Source organism: Streptomyces sp. NP-1717 (assembly GCF_022695985.1).
Lineage (GTDB): Bacteria > Actinomycetota > Actinomycetes > Streptomycetales > Streptomycetaceae > Streptomyces.
The window spans coordinates 1-22,790 of record NZ_JAAPBF010000110.1; the positions used below are offsets into that span (position 1 = coordinate 1).

Consider the following 22,790-nt stretch of genomic DNA (forward strand, 5'->3'; position numbering starts at 1 on the left):
AGGTGACGCGGATGACGGCGATGCCCCGCGCGACGGCGAGCGCCACCCGGGTGCCGTCCGGGTGGACGGCGGCGACGGGCGTCGGCTCATGGGCCAGGGCGTACGAGCCCTCCCGCCGTGACGTCACCAGCTCCGGCCACTGCGCGAGGAGTTCACCGGTGCGGACGTCGAACAGGCGCGGGTGGCCGTACAGCGCGAGGACCTTCTCGCCGCACGCCACAACGGTGCCGATCGGCCCGGGAAGATCGTGGCGGTACAGCCATTTCCCGGTGGCGAACGACCACACTCCGAGCTGGTGCTGCCCCAGTTCCATGTCCTCGTCGACTTCGCCGTCCTCCTCCGGCTCGCCGCCGTGCGCGCCGGTCGCCACCGCCAGCCGGTCGCCGTCGAGCCAGCAGACGGAGTCGGCCTCGGCGTCGATCATCGGCCAGTGGGTCAGGAGCCCGCGTCCGTCCAGCACCGTGGCGTCCCTCAGCGCCTGGGGCAGGTCGTACACCGCCGCGACACCCGCCGGTGTCCATACCCAGCCCGCCGATACGAGCCACCGCCCGCCCGGGCTGACCGCCGGCCGTGAGTGGAACACCCCGACCGGGTCCCGCTCCCCCGTGGTCAGGCGTTCACCCGTGGCGACGTCCTCGACCTCCAGCCGGGCGTAGCGCTCGGGACAGTGCACGAGCACTTCCCGGCCGTCCGCCAGCATCCCGAGGCAGACCGGGTAGTCGAACTGCCCGGCCCGGTGCTCGTCCCGGCGGATCTCCCGGACCACCCGCCGCCCGTCGAGCAGCACTCCCCGGGTGCCCCGCTCCGCGTACACCACGGTCCACCGGCCGGACGGCGAGGTGACGGCGCGGTCGTACGCCCTGCCGTATCCTCGCCGCCGGCGCGGGTGTTCCTTCCCGTCGGGCGACCAGCGGCGCCAGCCGCCCACCGGGTCCAGGAGATCGTCCCCGTCCCAGACGAGTGACCGGACCTCGCCGGTCCACACCTCGCGCACCACCACGGCATCGTCCATCGAACCCCCACCGACGGGCCGGCCCCTACCCCGGCGTACTCACAGTGTCGCCGACGCCGGCCGTTACGGCGGGGTCCGATTCCCGCAGCCGGCTGAGCAGTTGGTCTCCGATACGGGCGACCTCCGGCCTGTACGGGGTGTCGGAGAGGACGAAGTGGGTGATGCCGAGTTCGCCGTACGCGCGCAGCGCGGCGGCGACGTCGTCCGGGGAGCCGACCAGCCAGGTGGTCCCCGCGCCTCCGCCGCCGACCCGCCCGGGGGCCGTGTAGAGGCAGGAGTCCAGCACCTCGCCGCGCTCGGCGAGGTCGTGGAGCCGCTGCTGGCCGACGGCCAGGCGGCGTTGATGGGTGAACGTCGAGTCGGGCCGGGCGCCCGCCAGTTCGGCCACCTTCGCCTCGGCGTCGTGCCAGGCCTCCTCGGTCGTGTCACGGACCAGGGTCGTGATGCGCAGACCGAACTCCAGGGGCGCGTGCGTACGGCCCAGGGACTCGCTCAGCCTCTTCAGGCGGTCGATCCGCTCGGCCACACCGTCGAGCGGCTCTCCCCAGAAGAGCTGGACGTCGGCCTCGGTGGCCGAGACCGACTCGGCCGCGGCGGAGGCGCCGCCGAAGTAGAGCCTCGGGGTCCTGCCGTGCTCGGCGCCGTACGGTCGCGGGCTCACCGTCGAGCCCTCGACGCCGAAGAACTCGCCCCGGAAGGTGACGTTCTCCTCGGTCCACAGCGTCCGCACGAGCTGGAGGAACTCCCGTGTGCGGTCGTAGCGGCGGGCCGGGTCGCTCTCGCCGTCGCCGTACGCCCCCGCGTTGTCGAGGCCGCTGACGATGTTGACCAGCAGGCGTCCGCCGCTGAGCCGGTCGAGCGTGGCCGCGGCACTGGCGAAGTGCGCGGGCTGCCAGTAGCCGGGCCGTATCGCCACCAGCGGCTGGAACGTGGTGGTGCGGGCGGCCAGCGCCGTGGCGACGGTGAAGGTGTCCGGCCGGCCCCATCCCGTACCGATGAGCGCGCCGCCCCATCCGTGCGCCTCGGCGGCCAGGGCGATTTCGGTGGAGAAGCCGAGCGTGCCCCAGCCCTCGGCCGTGTTGTCACCGCGATGGCCGGGCTCGACCGTGTTGGGGATGTACCAGAGGAATTCCTGGCTCATGTGAGGACTCCGATTCGCTGCCGGGCAGGGTGCCCCTGTCCCGTGAGGTGGTCTACGACTGGTCCGCCTGCCGCCGCGTGCGCGACCGCGGGCTCCGTGGGCGCGGCGTCAGGCACGGCGCGGGGGACGGAGGCCGGTCCCGTGGACGCCGTACTCGTCGATCAGCGCCAGCTCCTCGTCCGTCAGCGGCGGGAACCCGGTCGCCCGGACGTTGTGGTCGAGCTGCCGGGCCGAACTCGCCCCGATGAGCGCGCTGGTGACCTCCGGCCGGCGGAGCACCCACTGCAACGCCAGTTGGGCCAGCGACTGGCCGCGCTTCCTGGCGATGCCGTTCAGCGCGGTGGCCCGTTCGCGGTAGACCTCGCTGATGTCGTCGGGCGAGAGGAAGGCGCTGTTCGCGGCGCGGGCGTCCGCGGGCACGGTGCCGTCGAGGTACTTGTCGGTGAGCAGTCCCTGGGCCAGCGGTGAGTACACGATCAGGCCGGTGCCGTCCTCGGCGGCCACGTCCAGCAGGCCCTCGGTCTCGGGCCGCCGGTCGAAGAGGGAGTAGCGCGGCTGGTGCGCCAGCAGGGGGACGTTCGCGCGGCGCAGCAACTCGGCCGCCCGGTGGGCCTGGTCGCGGGAGTGGTTCGAGATGCCCACGTAGAGCGCCTTGCCCTGCTCGACGGCGCTGACCAGGGCGCCCACGGTCTCCTCCAGCGGAGTCGTGGGGTCCGGCCGGTGCGAGTAGAACACGTCCACGTAGTCGACGCCGAGGTCGCGCAGACTGTGGTCGAGCGACGCGAGGAGCGACTTGCGCGAGCCGCCCCGGAGGTAGGGGCTGTGGCCGACGGGGTTGCCGGCCTTGGTCGAGATCAGGATCTCGTCGCGGTACGGCGCGAGGTCGCTCCTGAGGACCCGTCCGAAGAACTTCTCCGCGGCGCGGAACGGCGGACCGTACCGGTTGGCGATGTCGAAATGGGTGATGCCCAGATCGAACGCGCGCAGCACGATGTCCCGTTGGGTGTCGAACGGGTGGTCGTCGCCGAACTTCTGCCACAGCCCGAGGGAGAGCGCGGGGAGGTCGAGACCGCTGTTCCCGGCGCGGCGGTAGGGCAGTTTCTCGTAGCGGTCGTCGGCGGCTCGGTAGCCCATGGAAGACGGTGCCTTTCTGGAGTGGTGAGTCCGGGGTCGCCGCGCCGGCCGGCGGCGCGCGGCACAAGGCGGACGGCAGGCGTCCGCCCACCGCGTGCGGCTCGGGGCGTTCAGCCCACGGCGGAGCCCGGTGAGAGGGGGAAAGGGAAAACGAAAAGGGGAAAGGGGAAAGGGGAACCGGCATCGGCGCGAGCGCGGAGAGCGCGCGTCTACGCTTCGGGCGGGTCCAAGGGCTGTTTCGTAATCCCTGGTGGATCAGCGCGCGGCGTCAGATGCGGTGCGGTGCAAGACGGAGGGGGCCGGGGATTACGGGACAGCCCTCAGAGACACAGCGCGCTGGCCGACCGCAGAAGGTCGACGTGAATGCGCGTAACCAGCCTTACATCCAGATGCACGCTGCAAAGGTAGGCGACCCGCAGGCTCCTGGCAATGCGCGAAGGCCGGAGCCCGCCTGCCCTGGCCTGGGGTTTGTTGCAGGGTTGTTGCGCCTCGTGGATGAGGACGCGTGGGGAAGTAGGTACGCTCCCCCAAGACTTCGGGGCTTCGGCAGGGACCGAACTGCCGTAAACAGGGGATGACTCACCATGACCAACACACCTTCCGCCAACCTTTTCAAACCGCTCGGGGAGGGCGACCCGGCCGTCGTCGGCGGTTATCGCCTGGCCGCCGTGCTCGGCACGGGTGGCATGGGCAAGGTGTACCTGTCCTACACACCGGGCGGCCGGCCCATCGCGCTCAAGGTGATCCGGCCCGAGTTCAGCGAGGACCCCGAGTTCCGGCGGCGGTTCAAGCAGGAGGTGCACTCAGCGCAGCGGGTGCAGGGCCTGTACACCGCGCCGGTCATCGACTCCGACACCGACGGCGCGCAGCCCTGGCTCGCCACCGCCTATGTGCCGGGCCCCTCTCTCTCGCACGCCGTCGCCCAGCACGGTGGACTCCCGCTGCGCAGCGTGCTGTTGCTGACCGTCGGTGTCGCCGAGGCACTGCACGTGATCCACGGCGCGGGCATCGTCCACCGCGATCTGAAGCCCGCCAACGTGCTCCTCGCCTCCGACGGCCCTCGCGTGATCGACTTCGGTATCGCCCGGGCGGCCGACACCACCGCGCTGACCGGTACCGGTGTCAGCGTGGGCACCCCGACGTTCATGGCACCCGAGCAGGCGGCGGCCGGTACGGTCAGCCCCGCCACCGACATCTTCGCCCTCGGGCAGATCGCGGCCTTCGCGGCGATCGGTGCGCCCGCGTACGGCGAAGGGTCCTCGCACGCGGTGCTCTACCGGATCGTGCACGAGGACCCCGATCTCAGCCGGGTGCCGCCGGAGTTGCTGCCTCTGGTGACGCGCTGTCTGACGCGCGACCCGGAGCAGCGGCCGAGCCTGACGGAGATCATCGAGCTGTGCCACGAGCTGTCACCCGACGCGCTGCGCCAGGGCGAGGACTGGCTGCCGCAGGCGGTCGCCGGATCGATCACCGAGCGGCTGCGGCTGCCCGAACCGGCGAAGACCCCGCCGCCGCAGCCCGCCGTGACTCCGACGCCGACCCAGTTCTCGCCGCACAACCCGGCGCCCGGTCAGCCTCCGGCACCGGGGACGGTGAACCCGTACGCGCCGACGGGGTTCGCGACGCCCGCCGCCCCGGCGCAGGGCGGACCGGGAGTTCCCGGCCCGCCGCCGCAGCTGCCCGGCCACCAGTCGTACCCGACGCAGGGTTACCAGACCCCGCCGCCCGGATACCCGACACGCCCCATGCAGGGCCACCACACGCCGGCGCCCGGTTACCACACGCCGCCGCCGGTCATCCACGCTCCGTACGTACCTCCCGCGCAGCCCAAGCCGAAGCGCACGGGGCTGATCGTCGCCGGGGCGATCGTGGGCACGCTGGTGATCCTTGGAGTCATCGGCTCCCTGGTGCCGGACGGGGACAAGGACAACAAGTCCGGCTCCCAGGGCTCCCAGGGCGGCAGTGGTTCGGGCGACGGCGGGACCTCGGGCGGGGAGAAGCGGGCGGACCCGAAGCCGGTGTCGTACAAGGGCATCGACATGACGAGCCGCTACGAGATCATGCTCGCGGACAGTCCGCCCCGCCCGGTCGAGGGTGACGACGTGGCCTACGGCGACGCGGATCTCTATTACGTCAACTACGAGTCCCTGGGCGAATCCTCGATCGGCACCGCCAACGGGAAGCTCGTCCTGCTGAACAACTCGCAGAAGGGCTCCCTGGAGACCTGCCGCACGGAGACGCGCTACACCGAGAAGATCGGCCTCGACCAGGTCAGCAACGGGTCGCAGATGTGCCTGCTCAGCGACGCGGGCCATGTCGCGGTGGTGACCTACCGCGGCAAGTCGGGCGCGGACGACGCGAGTACGTACATCACCATCGACCTCACGATCTGGCGCAACGCCGAGGAGCCCAAGGACGGCTAGGGCGTGTTTCGAAAGTAGCGCCGTCCGCCCGCAGGGCGGGGCTCGCGGCGTCTGGTGCGTGCGATCGCAAGGCGGAGGATCGTTCTCGTACTGGACGTACTTGGACGACTCCGACAACGCAGCGAGCGTGCGTGCCAGGCGTCGCGAGCCAGGCGGGACTTTCGAAACACGCCCTAGGGGGTGTCCGGCGCCGCCGGGCGGGTGAGCGGTTCGGCGGTATCGGCTCGGCGTGGTGCGGGGCGGGCCCCGGCGCCGTATTGGTGACCTCCTCAGACAGCGGCCACAGCGGGCGCGGAGGGGGTGACGGCGTTGTCGCCGAACGAACCGGTGCGTCCGGGGCGTGCCCAGTGGGCCGCGCTGATTCTGTTCGCCGGTGCCTCGGGCGCGGTGGACGTGCTGGCGTTCATCGCGCTGGGCCGGGTCTTCGCCGGGGTGATGACGGGCAACCTCGTACTGCTGGGCCTGTCGTTCACGGGTACCGGTGGCGAGGGCGGGTCGGCCGCGCCGCTGCTGGCGCTGGCGGGTTACGTGGCGGGGGTCGCGGTCGTGGCACCGTTCACCCGGCGGCGGCAGGGGGAGCCGGAGACCCGTTGGCCCCGCGCGGTCGTGGGCTGGCTGGCCGCCGAGGTCGCCCTCCTGGCCGCCGTCGCCGCCGGCTGGGCCGCGGCCGACGGGGCGCCCGCGCAGCCGTGGCTCGACGTGGTGCTCGTCGCGGTCGCGGTCGCCATGGGGGTGCAGTCCGCCGCGCCCGCGCCACGGGCCCCGGGAGCGTCGGCCTCGCGGACCTGGGCTCCCTGGCCCGGCTCGTCGCCCTCGCCGCGGGCGCGGCGACGGCCGCGCTGGTGTACGCGGCGTCGGCGCCGTGGGCGATGGCCGTCCCGCTGCTCTGGGCGCTGGTGGCACTGGCGTGCGTGACCTCCGCCCCTCCCCTTCCCCGGGCTCCTTCGTCGTCAACCGGCCGTCTAGGGTCGCGTCCATGACCAGGACCACACCGCCCCGGCCGCTCGATGTCGAGGCGCTCTTCCCCGAGTTGGCCGGCCACCGGGGTACGACCACCCGGCTGCATCCGCGGCCTGGCACGCCCACCGCCGCGGACAGTTCCGTGGGCGGGCCGCTTCTGTGGCCCGTGGACGAGGCGTGGCCGGTGTGCACCGAGGCGCACAAGCGCGGGCGGGGCCGGCGCCCGTCGGACATTCACCGGGAGCGGCGGGTACTGGCCGAGGCGTGGTCACGCACGCCGGTCGCGGGGCCCACGGACGAGGAACGCCTGCTCCTGGACGAACTGGGGCGCGAGCACCGGGTGCCGGGGATCCCCGAGACGGATCCGCTTCCGATGATCGGTGTCGCCCAGCTGTACCGCCGGGACATACCCGACCTGCTTGCCGGGCCCGGCGACAGCGACTTGCTTCAGGTGTTCTGGTGCCCCTTCGACGCGCACGGCAAAGGCGGGTACGGCATGTCGCTGGATCTTCGCTGGCGCCGGTCGTGGGAGGTCGGCGAGGTACTGCTCCCACCGCCGCTGCCTCGGGTCGTCGGCTACGAGGGGTACGTGGCGGAGCCCTGTGTCCTCCATCCCGAACAGGTGGTCACCTATCCGTTCGCGGGTCTGCTGCCCGAGGAACTGCGCGAGCGGATCTACGCCCGCGAAGACGCGCTTGAGGAAGAGGCCGAGACCGAGGCCGGGGACGGTTCCGGGGAGGCGGCGGACGGGGAGGCGGCTGACGGGGAGGCGGCGGGGCCGCCGATGTACCAGTACGACCTCTCCATCCCGCCCGGCTGGCGGGCCGGCGGTTTCGCGTCCTGGCATCTGACCGACGCCCACGTCATGAAGTGCGCGGCCTGCGCGTCACCGATGGAACTGCTGCTGACCATCGACAGTTCGGAGTGGGACGGCGGCAGCGGGAGCTGGCAGCCGCTGGAGGAACGCGGGCTGCCCCCGCACCGGTTCGCCACGCCCACCGGGGTCACGGTGGGCCGCTGGGGCGAGCTGAACATCTTCGCCTGCCCCGGCGACCCCGGTCATCCGCACGGTCTGAGCATCCAGTAGGTGTGCGGTCCCGTCACCCGCCGAGGATCTCGCCGACCGTGTTGGTGAGACCGTCGGCGATCGCGGCGTCGACGTCCGAGCCCACGATTGCGGCGATGATCAGCGCCACCAGCACGATGACACCGACGTACTCGACCGCGCCCTGACCCTTGTCACCGCGACGCCCCATCGCCGTGACGGCCGTGTTCACCCAGGTGCCGAGGTGGAGCCTGGCGTGGGTGGCGGCCTTCACCGTGACGTTCGACATGACAATCCCCTTTGGTGTCGCCGGCCGGCGACAGGCCGGCCCGTAGCGGTTCTTGGTGCCACTCACGAGTCCGGCCGGGATCCCGGCCGGACTCGCTGGACACACAAGAAAAGCACAACACCGGCCCACTCCCGACATGGACCCCGGAATCCGGGCCCATGGACCCAACTCGGCGCGCGTGCCGGGGTGTTCACGCCTTGACCGTGGGCTTCTCCGACTCGGCGACGAGGTGGGGCCCGTCCGTGGCACCCGCGATGTTCCGCACCGCCGGGATGACGGCCGCGATCGCGGCGGAGATCAGCGCGACGGCGCAGCCGATGACCAGGCCGGTGCGGAATCCGCTCTCGGACGTGATGCTGAAACCGCCGATGTCGGTCGTCATCTGCGAGAGGACCACGCCGATCACCGCCGCGCCGACGGATGTGCCGAGCGAGCGCATGAGGGCGTTGAAGCTGTTCGCGGCGGCGGTCTCGGAGAGCGGTACGGAACTCATGATGAGCGCGGGCATCGAGCCGTAGGCAAGGCCCACACCGCTGTTGATGACCATGATGGCCAGCATGATCCCCCAGGCGGACCCCATCAGGGCGAGAGAGAGCCCATAGCCCGCGGCGATGACAAGGACCCCGCCGAGGAGCGTGAGTTTCGGGCCGTAGGCGTTGGTCAGCTTGCCGCCGAGCGGGGAGACGATCATCATGCTCACGCCGCCGGGCGCCATCCACAGACCGGACGCGAGTATCGACTGGCCCAGGCCGTAGCCGGTGGCCTCGGGAAACTGGAGCAGTTGCGGCATCACCAGCATGCTCGCGTACATCGCGAAGCCGACGAAGATCGAGGCGATGTTGGTGAGCAGGACCCGCGGGCGGGCCGTGGTGCGCAGGTCGACCAGCGGGTCGGTCGTACGGAGTTCCCAGGCGCCCCAGCCGGCCAGGAGCACGACGGCGGCGACGAACAGACCGAGCGTGGTGCCCGAACTCCAGCCCCAGTCGCCGCCCTTGGAGATCGCGAGCAGCAGACTGACCAGACCGGCGCCGAGGGTGAACGCGCCGATCGCGTCGAACCGCTGCCCCTTCGCGCCGGCCGGCACGGCCGGGATCAGGAACCAGATCAGCAGGGCGATGACCGTGGCGAGCACGGCGGAGCCCCAGAACAGGACGCGCCAGTTCGCGTACTGGGCGACCGCCGCGGCGATCGGCAGGCCGAGTCCGCCGCCGATTCCCATGGAGGCGCTCACCAGGGCGATGGACGAGCTGAGTTCCTCGGTGGGAACGACGTCACGCAGCAGGGCGATGCCGAGCGGCACCATGCCCATGCCCATGCCCTGCAGACCGCGCCCGACGATCATCGGGAGGACGGAGGACGACAGGGCGCACACCACGGAGCCCGCGATCAGCGGCACCGAGCAGACGAGGAGCATGCGGCGCTTGCCGAGCAGATCGCCCAGCCGGCCCACGACCGGCACACAGACCGCTGCCACCAGGAGCGTCGTCGTGATCACCCAAGTGGCGTTCGACGCCGAGGTGTTGAGGATCCTGGGCAGATCGGCGAGAAGCGGGGTGACCAGTGTCTGCATGATCGCGGCCGTCGTGCCGGCGAGTGCCAGCGTGGCGACCACGCCGCCCGAGCGGGACGTGGGCTGTGGGGCGTCCATGAAGAGGGACTCCTAGGGCTGTCCGATTCGAAACAAGCATGTGCATCATACATATCGCATGCATCGAGCACTTTACATGCATGCTGCATACTGATGAACGACGATGTCCGGGCCGTTCGGACGTGGTGCGACAATGGCCCGGCGCGAGAGGCAGGAGGCGACACAGGCATGGTCGGGGCCACGCACGAGGTCGAGTACGAGCAGATGCTGCTCAGCCGCCACACGTATCTGAACCAGAGAGGCGGTCGCAACCGGGACGCCGTACTGGAACGCAGCGCCTACATCCTGCTCAGCCGTATCCGGCTCCAGGGGCCGATGTCGATCGGCGAACTCAGCGACGCGTTCGGGCTCGACGCCTCCACCCTGAACCGGCAGACGGCGGCGGCGATGCGTGCGGGGCTCGTGGAGCGCATCCCGGACCCCGACGGTGGCATGGCCCGTAAATTCCGCATCACCGACGAGGGCGCGCGCGTACTCGACAAGGAGCGGGCGGGCATCGTGCGGTCGCTGGACCGGGTCATGTCCGACTGGCCCGAGGAGGACATCGCCGCGTTCGCCGCGTATCTGAAGCGCTTCAACACCGACATCGAACGGCTCGGCGGAAGGCCGTGGCCGCGCCTCTGAAGGCGCCTCGCGCTTCGGGAGGCGCTTCGGAGCCCGCCGGGGTGCCTCGCGGCTCCCGAGGCACCCCTCGCCGTCATCCGGATGGAGTATCGACGCCGGGACGGCGGGCACGGGTTCGGAGGCCGGACCACGGTCCTCTCCGAGGGCTCCGGCCGACTCCTCGGATCGCGCGGAACTCCCCCGGCTCGTTGGGGCGCGCGAGGCGGGTCATGGTTGCCAGTGTGGCGTCGAGTACGTCGGCGCACCGAGACCGTCGCGAAGGAGAACGTGCCATGACCACCTGGACGCAGGACGAACTGAGCCGGATCGAACGCGCCGACGAACTTGAGCTGGCGCCTCTGGGCCGCGACGACACGCCGGGCGAACCGACGACCGTCTGGGTGGTCCGCGACGGCGACGATCTGCATGTGCGCGCGTTCCACGGCCGTGGCGGCAGCTGGTTCCGTGCCGCCACCGCCCAGCACGCGGGGCATATCCGCTCCGGCGGCGTGGACAAGGACGTCACCTTCGTCGAGGAGACCGACCAGGCCCTCAACGACCGGCTGGACGCGGCCTACCAGGGTAAGTACGGCCGCTACAGCGACACCTATGTCCGGCCGCTGGTGGCCGACACCGCCCGCGCCGCGACCCTCAGGCTCGTCCCCCGGTGACAGCGCCGGAACGCGGCACCGCGACGCCGCCCCCGCTCCCCGGCCCCCACGAGAAGGAACCCCTATGACCACCATCGCCATCGTCGGAGCCGGCGCGGGCCTGGGCGGCGCCGTGGCGCGGCGCTTCGGGCGCGAGGGCTTCGACGTCGCCCTGCTGTCCCGTACCCAGGACCACGTCGACGCCCTCGCCGCCGACCTCGGCGGTGAGGGCGTGAACGCGCGCGGCTTCGCCGCCGACGTCACCGACCCGGCCTCTCTCTCCGCCGCCCTGGAGTCCGCCGCCTCCGCCCTCGGCCCCGTCGAGGTGCTCCAGTACAGCCCCATCCCGCACCAGAGCTATATGAAGCCGGTCCTGGAGACCTCCCCGGCCGACATCGAGGGCCCGCTGGCGTTCTCCGTCGTCGGACCGATGACGGCCGTCGGCCAGGTCCTTCCCGGGATGCGCTCCCTCGGCCGTGGCACGCTGCTGTTCGTCAACGGCGGCAGCGCCGTCCAGCCGCACCCCGACCGGGCCGGCACCTCGATCGCCTTCGCGGCGGAGAGCGCCTACGCGCGGATGCTGCACGACGCCCTCGCCGCCGACCACATCCACGCGGCGCAGCTCATCATCCCGGGCGCGATCACCGCGGGCGATCCCCGCAAGGACCCGTCCGTCCTCGCCGAGACGCTCTGGAACATGCACCAGGACCGCACGGACTTCCGGCGCTACGCCGAGCCCATGGACGCCTGACCTTCCCGGCTCAGCCGGCTGGGAACCCGCGCGGCACCCGCGTCTGCCCGGCGGCCTGCCATCCTGCTCGGGTGGCCCACGACATCGTCTTCTTCCTCGCCCCCGACGACGAGACCGCCGCCGCGACAAGCCTTCGGGGACCGGGTGCGGCTTTTGACTCTGTGACCTGCCATTTCATCGAGCCGGACACGGCCATGGCCGAGTGGGACATGTACTTCGAGGACCCTTCGGCCGACGCCCCGGGGGTTGAGCAGTTCCATGGGTGGACGTGGCCGGAGTACGTCACCGCCCCCTTGAACGACGGCGTTGAGGTGTTCGCATTCCCGAAGAGGCTGACCCGGGCGCTGGCCGATGCGAGCCCCGCTGAACTGGAAAAACTCGCGGGCCGCTGGACCACGCGGCTCCGCTCCGAGGACGGGGACGACATGACCGACGACGATCTGCCGGCGGTTCTGCGGGGAGTCGCCCGGCTCGCGGCGTCTGCGGTGCGCACGGGTGGCGGGCTCTACAGCTGGAGCTTCTGACCGGCCGCCGTCCCGAGCCTCCGGTCGCGGTCAGTGGCAGTCGAAGCGCCAGTCCCACGGGAGGCCGGGGCACCGGTGGCAGTGGAAGAAGTAGACGCCGCCGCAGTCGCCCAACTGAATGTCTCCGGTGATCGTCAGAAGGTGCTCCATGCGGTGTCCGCTCGCGCAGTTCGGCCAGTCGGCGGGCTGCGTCCAGGCGGGCCAGCCGCCGGTCTTCGTCGCGATGACGTTGGCGTCGGGTGGCACCGTGAGGCCGCCGGTCCGCGACCGGAAACGAGGTTCCCAGGTCTCCCACATGTCCTTGGGCAGATCGAGCCACCTCGGAAAGTCCTCCGCGGTGGTCGGGGACAACGTGGACGGTTCCGGCATGTTGTCCTCGTCGTACTCCCCCTCGCTCACCCCGGGGATCTCGGGCAGCAGCCCTCCGGCCACGACATCGGCCTCGTTGCGCCAGTACAACCGCGGCATCACCAGCCTGGGATCCCGCTCATGTATCAGCCCGCACCACACCAGTTGCAGAAGATCCTTCCCCTCCGGGAACTCCAGCTCCGGCACGTCCCGGGCGAACAGTTGGAGGATCGGCACCATGGGCACCGCACCCGGAACGATCTCGGTGGTGTTGCGCGGGTCGGACCCGTACGTCCAGTGGTCTTCCTGCGCGCAGTACGGCCACGGCTCACCGGCGGGCCACAGCGGCCTGCCTCCCAGCGAGCTCTCCCGCACGCCGGGGTCGCCGGGCTCCGGGTTGAGGAGGGCGGTCTGCCGGGCAAGGCCCGCGTACTCCGGAATCAGGGTGAGCAGATCCTTGGCGGGCAGCTCGGGTGGGTCTCCCGGCATCGTGGCTCCTCGGGCATACAAAGATCGGCAGGACGCTGTGGGCACGTTAGTACGTGCCACCGACAACTCCTTGAGCGCGACGGTAGTTCGAACGGCTGAGCGCGGTCGTTCCGCATGACGCGGCGCGCGGTGTGCCGGCGCACGCCCACCGCGGCCAGGTCGACGGCGTCGCGGACGATATGGTCGAACGCGCCGCACGCGCGCCGCTGTTGCTCTTCCCTGGTCCGCGCGGGCCCGTCCCTGCCGCAGAAGCGGCTCACGGAGCCACCGGCCCTCAAGTGCCCGCCGAAGAGGCCGACTTCGGGACGTGGGAAGCTTGAAGCGGGCGTCGGTGTGGCTCGAATTCCGCTTCCGTCCGCCGCCCGGCAGATTTCCGGCGTTCTCACGCATGGGTCGCGCGAGCCGGGGCACCCGACGTGTCGGCATTGGCGCTGATGGATTCGCCGGGACAGACTCCTCGCCCATTGCCGGGGCCCCGGCCCGTCAGGACCGGAGGACGACAGGACATCCGCAACGGCGCGGAACAGTTGGCTCTGTCTGCCTTGTTGGCGAGAACACCACCCACGACGAGGAGGGCACCTGCCCATGCACGCCCAGGCGACAACAGGTCCATCGAAGATCATGACGTTCGAGCGGATGCTTGAGACGGTGCGCTATGACGGCGCCTACCCCACCCGTGAGAGGGCCGAAGAGTCCGTGACCGGCGTTCTCACGGCCCTCGGAGCGCAGCTCGCCGGCGGCGAACGCGCTTCCCTCGCCGCCCGGCTGCCCGCCGAAGCCGCTCGGCTGCTCAGCGCCGCGGCGCCGGCCGAGCCCCTCAGCGGCCAGGAGTTCGTGAAGGAACTGGCCGCGCGTACCGGCGGCACCACCGCCACCACCCGCTGGGACTCCAGCACGGTTCTCACCCTCGTCGGCCGCCTCGCCGGGAGCGATGTCCTCAGCCGCGTGCTCACGCAACTGCCGCCGGGCTACGCCCTCCTGTTCGGTCGCGGCGAGCTCACGCAGGCCGCGCGGCAGAAGCGCGTGAGCACCACCCTGCCCGCCGCCTCCCGAATGGGTCCCCGCGCGCCGAAGGACCTGGCGACGTCGGGGCGCTGACGGCGGAACGAGCTCGGCGAACAGGTGGTGGGGCGCCTCGCACACGGCGCTGTGGGAGCTGAGCGGTGTCGGCGGCTCGGGCAGTGCGGGGATCGTGCCGGGCAGCTTGACGTGTTCGGCGCCGCTGACGGTCGCGCCTCCCGCGTGCGCACCCGCGCGAGGCGGTCCGTCGCGCGCCGCCTCGCGCCCCGTGACGGCCCACCCGGTCACTCGGCGGGATAGATGTCCCCGGCCGCCATCATGCTCTCCTGCTCGCTGTCGAACTCCAGCTGCCGGGCCTTGCGCTCCAGTCGCCCGCGCTCCTCGGGGTCGCTGGTCCGCTCGGCCTCCGCTCGCGCCGCGATGGCTGCCTCACGCATCCGCTCGACGTGGCGTCGCGATTCGCCTCTCTCGTTCATGATCGAGCCTCGCCTCATCACCGAGAAGTGTCCCTTCCAGCGAACCAGTCCCGGCAGCCCGACGCCACCCGGCGCCGCCGGGCCCGGCCACGAGCCGGAGTACGGGCCCCCTGCTGAGCGTGGTCACCGGATCTCGCAGCCCTTCGACGACAAGGGCGCCCAGGTGTACCGGACGCTCACGCCCAGGTCCTGGAGCCAGGCGATCTCGCGGTGCCGCAGTTCGTGCGCGGGCTCCGGGGCGATGGTGCTGGGCCAGCGGACGAGTACCGCGGCGACGTGACCCGTCTGTGCCAGCTGTCTCACCCTCCGCCACCCGCTGCGCAGGGCCGGGTCGGGCTCACCGTACGTGTCGGTGACGACCTCCGCGATCGCCAGTCCACGCTCCTGGGCGTAGGCGTGGCCTTCTGTCTGCGCGCGCCGCGTCGCTCCCCCGGGCACGTCCCGGGCCCGGTCGGCGCACACGTACAGCACGACGGGAGAAGCGGCTTCCTCGTGGGGAGTCATGGGCGCCTTCTGATCGCTGCTGTCGGACGGGGCAACTGGTCGGGAGCGCGGCCAACCCGTTCTGACCACGCCCACGGCCTCTCACCGGTGGGCCGCCAGCTCTGCCCAGACGACCTTGCCTCCGGCCCACGTCGAGCGCGCGGAGCCCCAGCTGTACGAGAGCTGCTGGACGAGCAACAGCCCTCGTCCGCCCTCCTGTTCGGGACCGGCGGGGGTCTCGGGCGGGCTGACCGGGGTGTCGCCCTCGTCATGGAGCTCTATGCGCAGGCGCCGCTCGTCACTGGTCAGCGTGAGACCGCACAGGACATGACCGCTGCCGGTGTGGAGCACGGCGTTCGTCGTCAGCTCGGAGACCAGCAGCACCGCGTCGCAGCATGTGTCGCCGGGCAGGTTCCAGGCACGGACCAGGTCTCGCACGGTGTCCCGGGCGGATCGGGCGCTCGCGGGCAGGGCGGGCAGGCCGAACCAGTACTCGCGGCGCGAAACGGTCCCGGCTAAGGAAGGGGTCGAGGCCGGGGCTGAGGGCGTGGACAGAGTCACGGTTGTCGCCTTCCAGCGCCTTCCGGTGGCGGGGCGCGGTGAGGAGGTGGGGGGTGCGGGACGCAACTCGAGCGGTGTTCGCCGAGGCAGCCCGGACGCTCGGAGGCCGACGACGGCATCGATGTCGCCGCCCCGTCCGGACCGGATCTGCGCGCGATTGCTGTGACGTGACCGCTCACACGTCCACTATGCGGGTGACAGAGCTCACGCTGCAACCGACTCCCTGATAATTTCAGCAGCGCTGGTATCAGTCTGGCGTCGTCATCAATTGGCTGTAAGAATGGCGCTGTTGACGGTTCCTCAGGAGGTTGGGCGTGAGCGAAGCCCGTTCCAGCACCAGCGCACCGACAGTCCTGCGCATGATCCTCGGCCGTCGGCTGCAGGAGAAGCGGATCGCTGTCGGTGCCTCGCTGGAGGACGCGGCGAAGGCTCTGCGCGTGACCACCCTGACGATCCGCCGGCTGGAGAAGGCCGAGGTCGCGCTGAAGCCTCTCTACGCGGAGAAGCTTCTGGAGACCTTCGGCGCGGACCGCCAGGAGATCGACGAGTTCGTCGACATGGCCGAGCAGGCCAACAAACCCGGCTGGTGGCACTCCTATCGCGATGCCGTCCCCAGCTGGTTCACCGCCTACGTCAGCCTGGAGGCCGGCGCCAAGACCTTACGCACGTACGAACCCCAGTACGTCACCGGTCTTCTGCAGACCCCCGACTACGCGCACGCCGTGCTGCGCGGCGGGTTGCCGAACGGCAGCGAGGAGGAACTCGCGCGCCGCGTCGAGCTGCGTCTGCGCCGCCAGAGTCTGCTGGACCAGGAGGAAGCCCCCACGTTGTGGGTGGTCATGGAGGAAGCCGTGCTGCACCGGGTGGTGGGCGGCCCCCATGTGATGCGAGAGCAGCTCGAACGGCTCCTGGACGTCTCTCAGTTGCCGCACGTCAGCCTCGACATCGTGCCCTTCACCGCGGGCGCGCACGTCGGAGCGTGCGCCCCGTTCACATATTTCCGGTTCGAGGAACCCGAATTGCCGGACATCGTCTACAGCGAACTCCTGTGCGCCTCGGTCTATCTGGACCAGCGCGCGGACGTCGTCTCCCATCTCGAGGCACATTCCCGTATGGCGCTGCTGACGTCGTCCGAGGACAGCAGGGCGCTCCTGAACCGCATGCGCAAGGAGTACTCATGACGATCATCGATGAGGGCGTCTACAACGGCATGCCGGCGCACATTCTCGGAGAACAGGGCTGGGAGCGCCCCTGGAGCGGGCCGAACGGCGGTCAGTGCGTCGAGACGAAACAACTCGCCGATGGCCGTGTGGCCGTACGGCAGTCCGCCGACCCGGCCGGCCCGGCGCTGATCTACACGCCGGAGGAGATCACCGCGTTCGTCCGCGGGGTCAAAGAGGGCCTGGCCGATCACTTGACCGCCGGATGATCCGGTGGTGAACGGAAGGGACGACGGCACCGTCCCCCGCCCCTGGCCCGCGGGCCGACAGACACAGGCATGAAGGGAAGAACATGACCGCCAGGCAGGCCGGCCAGGATCTCGACACGAGCAAGGCGCACTCGGCCCGGATGTACGACTACTTCCTCGGTGGCAAGGACCACTTCGAGATAGACAAGGAAGCGGCCCTGGTCGCCGCCCAGGCCCACCCCGGCATCTATGTGACCGCGCGTGAGAACCGGGCGTTCATGCACCGGGCGACCCGGGTCCTGGCGCAGGAGTACGGCATCCGCCAGTGGCTCGACATCGGCACGGGCATTCCGACCGAGCCCAACCTGCACCAGATCGCCCAGTCCGTCGCGCGCGACGCCCGCGTCGTGTACGCGGACAACGACCCGCTCGTCCTGAAGTACGCCGAACGCCTCATGCGCAGCACGACGCAGGGACGCACGGCCTACGTCCAGGCCAGCGCCACCGACCCCGACGCGCTGATGGAGGCCGTGGAGGACGCGGGGGTGCTGGACTTCGGCCAGCCGATCGCCCTGTCCCTCAACGCGCTCATGCACTTCATCACCGACCCCCACGACCCTTACGCCATCGTCCGCCGGCTCCTCGACCCGCTGCCGGCGGGCAGCGCGCTCGCGATGAACCACTGCACGCCCGACTTCGACCCCGTCACCTGGAACAAGGTCGCGGATGTCTACACGAAGTCCGGTTCTCCGGTGCAGTTCCGTTCCCACAGCGAAGTCAGCCGTTTCTTCGACGGACTCGATCTGGTCGACCCCGGCATCTGCTGCTGCCACCGCTGGCGCCCGGACGAGCCCGTCAAGCCCGGGGACGAGATCACGGACGCACAGATCAGCCTGCTGGCAGGCGTTGGCATCAAACGCTGACCGGAGCCCGGCCGGCCGTGCGGGCGGACGAGGAACAGCATCGGGGCGCCCGAGATCGGAGTCGGCGACGGAGACATGGATGCTGGGCCGCTGCACCACAGTCCGGCCGGAGCCGGACCGCCGGGATTCGAACCCGGGTCCCCTTTTTTGGAGAAAGAAGTATCCGTCGCCTGCGCACCGGGCGCTCCGATGCCGATGTCCCCCGAGATCAAGACGGCGTGCGGCGTGATTTCACCTTAAGAAGTAGCCGCGGCCCACGCACCGGGAGATGCCGCATGTGAAATTCTGTGGCCCGGATGCCGGTGCGGAGGCGAATCCGCCTCTTGCCGCCGGGACTTGGACGACAGTAACCGACAACCGCCGGTCGCCTCATCCGAATTATCTCCGCACGTGCCGGACGGGCTGGGATCAGCCCGTCCGGCGTGTGCGGTCGCCCGCCCCCTACAGCCCACTCAACCGTTCGAAGGGGAAAGGCGGTTGGGCCAGGGGGCGTACGGCCAGCCGGGTCAGCGGCAGGGCGTTGTCGTCGCCCGCCGTGCGGTTGGCGTGGATCACTCCGCAGTGCGTGCAGCGGTGTACGAGTACCCACTCGCCGTCGCCGCGCACGGAGATGGCGAGCGGTTCCATCCGGGCACCGCAGTCCGCCTGCCGGTCGCCGGGGGTGTCGTCGAGATGACGGCTCCACAGGCAGTTCGGACAGTGGTTGCGGTGATCGGTACCGGGCGCGCTCATGGGGACGTCGAGTCCGCACTGGAGACACCGGAAGGATTCGGCGCGCGCTTCCGTGCGCGCCCGCCGTGAGGTGTTGCGGGATCCGGATCTCTTGGTGCGGGACGTGTGGTCGCGGGGCATGCTGTGCGGGACTCCTCGGGAGACGCGGAGAAGGACGACGGGGTCTCGTGTCCGTCTCGCGTCGAGGGAGTTCGCCTCGCTGTGTGAATGTGACTGCGACGGTTCGCAGATCAGCGCCGAGATGAACCAACCTCGATCACGAGATCGGTTCCAACCGGGTCGTACCCATCCGGTGCACACCGCCTTTGTAGGTCTTCCATCATGTCCTCGGCCATGAAAACCGGCGGCGCGGCATGGGGGCAACCGATTTTCCGGCCCCCGAAGAACGGGGCCCTGGGGTGGCGACCGCTACGAAGGGATCGCGCGGATGAGGACCAGCGACCCGAGCAGAGACGGTTGTTGGCGCAGTGCGCCGTGGCGCCTGTCCCAGGCGCCCGACTCGAGATCGCGCCGGAGCGCTTCGGCGTACCGCTCGCGCCGCTCGGCGTCGACGAAGCTCCAGGCCGAACACGCCTGCCGGGCCCGGGGATCGAGCAGCCGCTCGGGGCGCGCGAAGTACGCCTCGTTGAAGCCGTCCGTGCAGTCCGCCGGGATGGGCACCGGCCGGACCGACACCTGGCCGCCGAGTGTCCGGGCGATGGTCTCGATCGACGGGTAGCGCCGGGCCTCGGTGTCCAGGACCGCCGGGGCGTACTCGTACAGCCAGAACTCCCGCACCAGATCCGGGTCGCAGGTCAGCACCACCACCGGCCCGCGCGCCACGCGTCGCATCTCGCGGAGCCCCGCCGCGCAGTCGCTCCACTGGTGCACGCTGAACGTGGCCATCGCCGCGTCGAAGGTGTCGTCCGCGAACGGCAGGTCCTCCGCCACCGCGTCGACGGCGGCCGGAAGACGCGCCGGCCGCTGCGCGCGCATGGCCGCCGAGGGCTCGACCGCGGTCACCGCCAGGTCGGTCGCCTCGTACGAACCGGCCCCGGCGCCGACGTTGACGACCGTCCGCGACAGCCCGAGCGCCTCGTTGATCCGTGCGGCGATCCGCTCGTCGGGCCGCCGGTGCTCGGCGTACCCACCACCGATGGCGCCGTAGTCCGCGTCCCCCGCGCTGCCGTCCACTCCCCTTTTGTTCATATCGGGAACATATCAAGGGAATCAGGCCGCCGTCAGACATGGAACGGCACCGTGGTGACGACGACCTTGCGCAGGGGGCGGAGCGCCCGGCGCAGCCGGGGAGCGGTCCGGCTGTGCAGCGCGCTGTAGCGGCGCTGGCTGACCACGATCTCCGGAAGGATCACGGTGAGGGTGAGGTCGGGCCGCTGGTGGTGCAGGGCCTCGATGTAGTTGACGAGGGGGGCGATGACGGCGCGGTAGGGGGAGACGAGTTCCTGGAGGGGCAGGTGATCACCCCACAGCAGCCACTGGTCGCGGAAGCGTTCGGCTTCCGCGACGCCCGTGCTGACGTGGATGACGAGGACCGGCTGCTGGAGCGAGGCGGCGTACGCGAGCGCGCGCATCCCGGCCCGGTCCAGCGTCTGGATCGGTACGAGGGACAGATGCCGGATCTCCTCGGGCACCTCCTCCGCCTCTTCCGCCCCCTGCGCCCGCTCCGACTCGTCGAAAGCCCGCGGGTCCCGCGGCTCGCGTGAGGCCGGCGCCCCGTCGACACCCTCGACGCCCTTGGGCGGGACGACGGCGCGCGGCGTGATGGTGTGATGCGGGAGTTCGATCGCGTGCCGCTGGAGGCGCAGAGCCGCGGCGACGGTGTCGTAGTGGCGCCGGATGCGGGTCGTGACGACGAGGAACAGCCCGACCGCCACGAGCGCGACCCAGGCGCCTTCGGTGAACTTGGTGATGCCCGCCGTGATGAGGACGATCGCGGAGAGCAGACTGCCGGTGGCGTTGAACAGCAGGCTCTTGCGCCAGTGACGGTCCCTCAGGCGCCACCAGTGGACGACCATTCCGGCCTGCGACAGCGTGAAGGCGAGGAAGACGCCCACCGCGTACAGCGGGATGAGCGCCGCGGTGCGGCCGTCGAACGCCACGTACACCAGCCCCGCCGCGACCGACAGCAGGATGATGCCGTTGCTGAAGGCGAGCCGGTCGCCCATCCGCGCGAAGAGGCGCGGCGCGTGGTCGTCGCGGGCCAGCAGGGACAGCACGCGCGGGAAGTCGTTGAAGGCGGTGTTGGCCGCGAGGAGCAGTACGGCCGCGGTGGCCGCCTGCGTGTAGACGTACATCGGGCCCGAGCCGAAGCTGAGATGGGCGAGCTGGGACAGCACCGTCTCCTGGGACCGCGGCAGGATCCCGCTGAAGTGGACGAGGGCGATGATGCCCGCGAACAGAACGACGAGGAGGCCGACCATCCAGCTCAGCGTGGTGCGGGCGTTGCGCCACTCGACGGGCTTGAACGCCGGTACCGCGTTCGAGATCGCCTCGATGCCGGTCATGGCGGTGGCGCCGGAGGCGAAGGCCCGCATCACGAGGAGGATGCCGAGCCCTTCCGTGGCGTTGACTGCGGGGTGGGCCACGGGATGGAAGTCCCGGCCGCCCGCGTCGACGAGGCCGGCGACGATCAGCGCGAACATCGCGATGACGAAGGCGTACGTCGGCGCGGCGAAGATCGCGCCGGCCTGCCGGATCCCGCGCAGGTTGCAGGCGAGGAGGACGAGGATGGCGAGGACGCCGATCAGTACGGTGGAGGAGGCGAGCGACGGTACGGCCGAGGTGATGGCGGCGACACCGGCGGAGATGGACACGGCGACGGTGAGGATGTAGTCCGTCATCAGTCCGGCGGCGGCCGTGAGCCCCGGGAAGAGCCCCAGGTTGTCGCTGGCGACGATGTAGGAGCCGCCGCCGCGCGGATAGGCGCGGATGGTCTGCCGGTACGAGATGCCGATGGCCAGCATCAGGAACACGATGGTGGCCGCGATGGGGATCGAGTACCCGAGTCCGGCGGTGCCCGCGAGGACCAGGACCGCGAGCAACGCCTCCGGCCCGTACGCGACGGAGGAGAGCGCGTCGGCGGACAGGACGGGCAGGGCGACCAGTTTGCGCATCCGCTCGCGGGCCAGGGCGGTGCTCGCCAGTGCGGGCCCGAGCAAGAGGCGTCGCAGCCGGTAGACGGACCGGGGCCGGTCGACGGGACGGGGTTCGGCGACGGGTGCGGGCGGCCCCTGGTCCGGTGTGCCGACGGGGACGAGCGGGGGCGGCGCGGCGCCCGAGGCCGTGGGGCCGAAGGGGGACACCGGGACGACCCGGCCGAAACGGGCCGGCGTGATCTGGGCCGGTGTGGGGAGGCTCCCCAGGTCCGGATCGACGGGCAGCGCGCGGCGCCATACGTCCGGCTCCGCCGACACCCGCCGCCATTCGCGTCCCACGCTGCGCAGCACGCGCAGTTGCTGGGCGTCGAGTTCGCGAAGGGGCTTGCTGCCCGGTACCGCCGCACTCCGCGTGCTCCTGGTGTTCGACTTCTTACCGCGAGTGCCCGACATGCGGCAAGTCTGGCCGAATGTCCCGTCCGGGGGTGGGAGTGACGCCGAGAGGTTCCGGTCGCGCGGGCGGCGCCGGTCCTGCCGACGCCCGCTCACCCGCCTCCGGCTCCGCCGCCGTCAGCGCTTGCCCCTCCTGATCCAGTGGCCACGGCGCTGACGGCGCAGGGCCGGAGGGGCCGCCTGCGGGGGCTGGTCCGGCGAGCGGACGGGCGCCGTCGCCCCCTCGGTGCGGTCCGCGGGTCGCTGGAGGGTGTCCAGGGCGTAGTTGGTGGTGGCGATGCAGTTCACGAGCTGCTCCTCGCTGAACTCCTCCGACCCGGGCACATGCGGGACGAACCCGATCAGGGCCCCCTCGTTGACGATCTCGGCGTCGAGCCCCGCCGCCCCGTCCATGTCCCAGAGCGCCTCGATCCTGTCGTCGAGGACGACCCGGATACCGAACTCGTAGACACCCGCGTGCACCATGTGCGCCATGACGCCGCGGGCGCGCAGCTCCGCCGTCAGACGCTCAGCACGATCCGAGTCCATACGGAGCACCTCTTCACCTACGACGTTCCGGGGCCCGGTCCTCCCTCGTGGGGGCGTCCGGCGGCCCTCGTGCTCTCCACGGTACTGCGCGGCG

At 71.0% G+C, this 22,790-nt stretch carries 25 protein-coding genes; 11 read left to right on the plus strand and 14 right to left on the minus strand.

Going from position 1 to position 22,790, the window contains the following annotated elements; genetic code table 11:
- From GXP76_RS21310 to GXP76_RS36055, 4 genes are all read right to left on the minus strand, one after another.
- Positions 1-1,012 (minus strand): hypothetical protein (locus tag GXP76_RS21310; RefSeq protein WP_242573170.1); only part of this gene is annotated, 1,012 nt, incomplete at its 3' end.
- Between the two features lie 25 nt (positions 1,013-1,037).
- Entirely contained in the window at positions 1,038-2,153 is a 1,116-nt protein-coding gene (locus tag GXP76_RS21315) for an LLM class flavin-dependent oxidoreductase (RefSeq protein ID WP_242573171.1), read from the minus strand.
- Between the two features lie 108 nt (positions 2,154-2,261).
- Positions 2,262-3,287: an aldo/keto reductase gene (locus GXP76_RS21320; protein WP_242573172.1), complete on the minus strand. Its 1,026-nt coding sequence runs from the start codon at positions 3,285-3,287 to the stop codon at positions 2,262-2,264.
- Positions 3,288-3,607: 320 nt separating this feature from the next.
- Positions 3,608-3,682 (minus strand): putative leader peptide, encoded by a 75-nt coding sequence (locus GXP76_RS36055; protein WP_374361958.1) that lies wholly within the window; start codon positions 3,680-3,682, stop codon positions 3,608-3,610.
- Positions 3,683-3,871: 189 nt separating this feature from the next.
- On the opposite strand from GXP76_RS36055, the gene GXP76_RS21325 reads away from it, so the two are divergent.
- The 3 genes from GXP76_RS21325 (at position 3,872) to GXP76_RS21335 (ending at position 7,757) form a co-directional block, all read left to right on the plus strand.
- Positions 3,872-5,710 carry a serine/threonine-protein kinase gene (locus GXP76_RS21325; protein ID WP_242573173.1) on the plus strand — a complete coding sequence of 613 codons (1,839 nt, stop codon included), beginning with the start codon at positions 3,872-3,874 and terminating at the stop codon, positions 5,708-5,710.
- A 309-nt stretch (positions 5,711-6,019) separates the two neighbouring features.
- Positions 6,020-6,625: a DUF1275 family protein gene (locus tag GXP76_RS21330; RefSeq protein WP_242573174.1), complete on the plus strand. Its 606-nt coding sequence runs from the start codon at positions 6,020-6,022 to the stop codon at positions 6,623-6,625.
- Between the two features lie 61 nt (positions 6,626-6,686).
- Positions 6,687-7,757, plus strand: coding sequence for a hypothetical protein (locus GXP76_RS21335; RefSeq protein WP_242573175.1), 1,071 nt, complete (start codon positions 6,687-6,689; stop codon positions 7,755-7,757).
- A 13-nt stretch (positions 7,758-7,770) separates the two neighbouring features.
- Here the strand turns inward: GXP76_RS21335 and GXP76_RS21340 are convergent, their stop codons facing one another.
- Entirely contained in the window at positions 7,771-8,004 is a 234-nt protein-coding gene (locus GXP76_RS21340; protein WP_242573176.1) for a hypothetical protein, read from the minus strand.
- A 190-nt stretch (positions 8,005-8,194) separates the two neighbouring features.
- Positions 8,195-9,652: an MFS transporter gene (locus GXP76_RS21345; protein ID WP_242573177.1), complete on the minus strand. Its 1,458-nt coding sequence runs from the start codon at positions 9,650-9,652 to the stop codon at positions 8,195-8,197.
- Positions 9,653-9,820: 168 nt separating this feature from the next.
- Here GXP76_RS21345 and GXP76_RS21350 point away from each other — a divergent pair, with 168 nt between their 5' ends.
- From GXP76_RS21350 to GXP76_RS21365, 4 genes are all read left to right on the plus strand, one after another.
- Complete coding sequence (locus GXP76_RS21350; protein WP_242573178.1) at positions 9,821-10,276, plus strand: MarR family winged helix-turn-helix transcriptional regulator; 456 nt, start codon at positions 9,821-9,823, stop codon at positions 10,274-10,276.
- 272 nt (positions 10,277-10,548) lie between these two features.
- On the plus strand, positions 10,549-10,926 hold the full coding sequence (locus tag GXP76_RS21355) for a DUF2255 family protein (protein ID WP_242573179.1): 378 nt from the start codon (positions 10,549-10,551) through the stop codon (positions 10,924-10,926).
- A 64-nt stretch (positions 10,927-10,990) separates the two neighbouring features.
- Positions 10,991-11,656 carry an SDR family oxidoreductase gene (locus tag GXP76_RS21360; protein WP_242573180.1) on the plus strand — a complete coding sequence of 222 codons (666 nt, stop codon included), beginning with the start codon at positions 10,991-10,993 and terminating at the stop codon, positions 11,654-11,656.
- A 71-nt stretch (positions 11,657-11,727) separates the two neighbouring features.
- Positions 11,728-12,180: a hypothetical protein gene (locus tag GXP76_RS21365; RefSeq protein ID WP_242573181.1), complete on the plus strand. Its 453-nt coding sequence runs from the start codon at positions 11,728-11,730 to the stop codon at positions 12,178-12,180.
- 30 nt (positions 12,181-12,210) lie between these two features.
- On the opposite strand, the gene GXP76_RS21370 is transcribed toward GXP76_RS21365, so the two are convergent.
- Positions 12,211-13,017 carry a DUF1963 domain-containing protein gene (locus GXP76_RS21370; RefSeq protein ID WP_242573182.1) on the minus strand — a complete coding sequence of 269 codons (807 nt, stop codon included), beginning with the start codon at positions 13,015-13,017 and terminating at the stop codon, positions 12,211-12,213.
- A gap of 621 nt (positions 13,018-13,638) precedes the next feature.
- Between GXP76_RS21370 and GXP76_RS21375 the strand changes: the two genes are divergently transcribed.
- Complete coding sequence (locus tag GXP76_RS21375) at positions 13,639-14,115, plus strand: DUF2267 domain-containing protein (RefSeq protein WP_242573192.1); 477 nt, start codon at positions 13,639-13,641, stop codon at positions 14,113-14,115.
- 206 nt (positions 14,116-14,321) lie between these two features.
- On the opposite strand, the gene GXP76_RS21380 is transcribed toward GXP76_RS21375, so the two are convergent.
- From GXP76_RS21380 to GXP76_RS21390, 3 genes are all read right to left on the minus strand, one after another.
- Positions 14,322-14,513 carry a DUF6381 family protein gene (locus GXP76_RS21380; RefSeq protein WP_242573183.1) on the minus strand — a complete coding sequence of 64 codons (192 nt, stop codon included), beginning with the start codon at positions 14,511-14,513 and terminating at the stop codon, positions 14,322-14,324.
- 123 nt (positions 14,514-14,636) lie between these two features.
- On the minus strand, positions 14,637-15,017 hold the full coding sequence (locus tag GXP76_RS21385; RefSeq protein ID WP_242573184.1) for a hypothetical protein: 381 nt from the start codon (positions 15,015-15,017) through the stop codon (positions 14,637-14,639).
- An 81-nt stretch (positions 15,018-15,098) separates the two neighbouring features.
- Complete coding sequence (locus tag GXP76_RS21390) at positions 15,099-15,476, minus strand: ATP-binding protein (RefSeq protein ID WP_277993652.1); 378 nt, start codon at positions 15,474-15,476, stop codon at positions 15,099-15,101.
- A gap of 395 nt (positions 15,477-15,871) precedes the next feature.
- Here GXP76_RS21390 and GXP76_RS21395 point away from each other — a divergent pair, with 395 nt between their 5' ends.
- The 3 genes from GXP76_RS21395 (at position 15,872) to GXP76_RS21405 (ending at position 17,888) form a co-directional block, all read left to right on the plus strand.
- Complete coding sequence (locus GXP76_RS21395) at positions 15,872-16,738, plus strand: helix-turn-helix transcriptional regulator (protein ID WP_242573186.1); 867 nt, start codon at positions 15,872-15,874, stop codon at positions 16,736-16,738.
- Entirely contained in the window at positions 16,735-16,986 is a 252-nt protein-coding gene (locus GXP76_RS21400) for a DUF397 domain-containing protein (protein ID WP_242573187.1), read from the plus strand. The genes GXP76_RS21395 and GXP76_RS21400 overlap by 4 nt, the downstream gene beginning before the upstream one ends.
- Before the next feature lie 83 nt (positions 16,987-17,069).
- Entirely contained in the window at positions 17,070-17,888 is an 819-nt protein-coding gene (locus GXP76_RS21405; RefSeq protein WP_242573188.1) for an SAM-dependent methyltransferase, read from the plus strand.
- Between the two features lie 441 nt (positions 17,889-18,329).
- Here GXP76_RS21405 and GXP76_RS21410 read toward each other — a convergent pair whose 3' ends face one another.
- The 4 genes from GXP76_RS21410 to GXP76_RS21425 form a co-directional block, all read right to left on the minus strand.
- Positions 18,330-18,740, minus strand: a complete 411-nt coding sequence (locus GXP76_RS21410; protein WP_242573189.1) for an RNHCP domain-containing protein — start codon at positions 18,738-18,740, stop codon at positions 18,330-18,332.
- A 288-nt stretch (positions 18,741-19,028) separates the two neighbouring features.
- The gene (locus tag GXP76_RS21415) at positions 19,029-19,808 is read right to left on the minus strand and encodes a class I SAM-dependent methyltransferase (RefSeq protein WP_242573190.1); all 780 of its coding nucleotides are present in this window, start codon (positions 19,806-19,808) and stop codon (positions 19,029-19,031) included.
- A gap of 32 nt (positions 19,809-19,840) precedes the next feature.
- Entirely contained in the window at positions 19,841-22,168 is a 2,328-nt protein-coding gene (locus tag GXP76_RS21420; protein WP_374361954.1) for an amino acid permease, read from the minus strand.
- 117 nt (positions 22,169-22,285) lie between these two features.
- The gene (locus GXP76_RS21425) at positions 22,286-22,696 is read right to left on the minus strand and encodes a hypothetical protein (RefSeq protein ID WP_242573191.1); all 411 of its coding nucleotides are present in this window, start codon (positions 22,694-22,696) and stop codon (positions 22,286-22,288) included.
- Between the last annotated feature and the right edge of the window lie 94 nt (positions 22,697-22,790).

What these genes read in the sequence shown, in the direction of transcription:
- GXP76_RS21335 (WP_242573175.1), top strand. Translation starts at nt 6,687, where the DNA reads ATGACCAGGACCACACCGCCCCGGCCGCTCGATGTCGAGGCGCTCTTC.
- GXP76_RS21315 (WP_242573171.1), bottom strand. Translation starts at nt 2,153, where the DNA reads ATGAGCCAGGAATTCCTCTGGTACATCCCCAACACGGTCGAGCCCGGC.
- GXP76_RS21350 (WP_242573178.1), top strand. Translation starts at nt 9,821, where the DNA reads ATGGTCGGGGCCACGCACGAGGTCGAGTACGAGCAGATGCTGCTCAGC.
- GXP76_RS21420 (WP_374361954.1), bottom strand. Translation starts at nt 22,168, where the DNA reads ATGTCGGGCACTCGCGGTAAGAAGTCGAACACCAGGAGCACGCGGAGT.
- GXP76_RS21375 (WP_242573192.1), top strand. Translation starts at nt 13,639, where the DNA reads ATGACGTTCGAGCGGATGCTTGAGACGGTGCGCTATGACGGCGCCTAC.
- GXP76_RS21410 (WP_242573189.1), bottom strand. Translation starts at nt 18,740, where the DNA reads ATGCCCCGCGACCACACGTCCCGCACCAAGAGATCCGGATCCCGCAAC.
- GXP76_RS21325 (WP_242573173.1), top strand. Translation starts at nt 3,872, where the DNA reads ATGACCAACACACCTTCCGCCAACCTTTTCAAACCGCTCGGGGAGGGC.
- GXP76_RS21355 (WP_242573179.1), top strand. Translation starts at nt 10,549, where the DNA reads ATGACCACCTGGACGCAGGACGAACTGAGCCGGATCGAACGCGCCGAC.
- GXP76_RS21405 (WP_242573188.1), top strand. Translation starts at nt 17,070, where the DNA reads ATGACCGCCAGGCAGGCCGGCCAGGATCTCGACACGAGCAAGGCGCAC.
- GXP76_RS21345 (WP_242573177.1), bottom strand. Translation starts at nt 9,652, where the DNA reads ATGGACGCCCCACAGCCCACGTCCCGCTCGGGCGGCGTGGTCGCCACG.
- GXP76_RS21415 (WP_242573190.1), bottom strand. Translation starts at nt 19,808, where the DNA reads ATGAACAAAAGGGGAGTGGACGGCAGCGCGGGGGACGCGGACTACGGC.
- GXP76_RS21370 (WP_242573182.1), bottom strand. Translation starts at nt 13,017, where the DNA reads ATGCCGGGAGACCCACCCGAGCTGCCCGCCAAGGATCTGCTCACCCTG.
- GXP76_RS21380 (WP_242573183.1), bottom strand. Translation starts at nt 14,513, where the DNA reads ATGAACGAGAGAGGCGAATCGCGACGCCACGTCGAGCGGATGCGTGAG.
- GXP76_RS21340 (WP_242573176.1), bottom strand. Translation starts at nt 8,004, where the DNA reads ATGTCGAACGTCACGGTGAAGGCCGCCACCCACGCCAGGCTCCACCTC.
- GXP76_RS21360 (WP_242573180.1), top strand. Translation starts at nt 10,991, where the DNA reads ATGACCACCATCGCCATCGTCGGAGCCGGCGCGGGCCTGGGCGGCGCC.
- GXP76_RS21385 (WP_242573184.1), bottom strand. Translation starts at nt 15,017, where the DNA reads ATGACTCCCCACGAGGAAGCCGCTTCTCCCGTCGTGCTGTACGTGTGC.
- GXP76_RS21320 (WP_242573172.1), bottom strand. Translation starts at nt 3,287, where the DNA reads ATGGGCTACCGAGCCGCCGACGACCGCTACGAGAAACTGCCCTACCGC.
- GXP76_RS21425 (WP_242573191.1), bottom strand. Translation starts at nt 22,696, where the DNA reads ATGGACTCGGATCGTGCTGAGCGTCTGACGGCGGAGCTGCGCGCCCGC.
- GXP76_RS21400 (WP_242573187.1), top strand. Translation starts at nt 16,735, where the DNA reads ATGACGATCATCGATGAGGGCGTCTACAACGGCATGCCGGCGCACATT.